This is a genomic window from Streptomyces palmae (genome assembly GCF_004684805.1).
Taxonomy (GTDB): Bacteria; Actinomycetota; Actinomycetes; order Streptomycetales; family Streptomycetaceae; genus Streptomyces; species Streptomyces palmae.
Window position 1 is genome coordinate 1 of the sequence record NZ_SRID01000749.1, and the last position, 902, is coordinate 902.

General features: G+C 74.3%; 1 protein-coding gene. It reads left to right on the plus strand.

Going from position 1 to position 902, the window contains the following annotated elements:
* A partial coding sequence (locus tag E4099_RS32470) for an alpha/beta fold hydrolase (RefSeq protein ID WP_135342654.1) occupies positions 1-890 on the plus strand: 890 nt, incomplete at its 5' end.
* Positions 891-902 lie beyond the last annotated feature (12 nt).

Consider the following 902-nt stretch of genomic DNA (forward strand, 5'->3'; position numbering starts at 1 on the left):
AAGAGACAGCCACCCGGCTGACCGGCCGCCGCCGCCCGCCCGCGCCGGTCACCGTGGTCTTCAGCCACGGCTACTGCCTGGCCCAGGACTCCTGGCACTTCCAGCGGGCGGCACTGCGCGGCACGGTCCGCGCCGTCTACTGGGACCAGCGCAGCCACGCCCGCTCCGAGCGCGGCCGGGCGCAGCGCGACAGCGGGGCGACGGTCACCATCGACCAGTTGGGCCGCGATCTGAAGGCGGTGATCGAGGCCGCCGCGCCGGAGGGCCCACTGGTGCTGGTCGGCCACTCCATGGGCGGCATGACGGTGATGGCGCTGGCCGCCCACGACCCCGAGCTGGTGCGCGAGCGGGTCGCCGCGGTGGCCCTGGTGGCCACCTCCGCCGGCCGACTGGCGGAGGTGAGCTTCGGCCTGCCGGCGGCCGGGGTGAAGGCGGCCCGCCGGATGCTGCCCGGGCTGCTGCGCACCCTGGGGGCGCAGGCCGAGCTGGTGGAACGGGGCCGCCGGGCCACCGCCGACCTGTTCGCCGGGCTGGTCAAGCGCTACTCGTTCGGGTCCAAGGAGGTGGATCCGGGGGTGGCGCGGTTCGCCGAGCGGCTGATTGAGGCCACCCCGATCGATGTGGTCGCGGAGTTCTACCCGGCCTTCGTGGAGCACGAGAAGTCGGCCGCGCTCCCGGTCTTCGACGGCCTGCCGGTGCTGGTGCTGGGTGGTGAGAAGGACCTGATCACCCCCAGCTCGCACAGTGAGGCCATCGCCGAGGCGCTCCCGGACGCGGAACTCGTGATCGCACCGGGCGCCGGGCACCTGGTGATGCTGGAGCAGCCGGAGCTGGTCAACGCGCACATCGCGGAGTTGCTGGCCCAGGTGGGCGCCGGGGCGGGCGGCTGACCTGGGACGGAG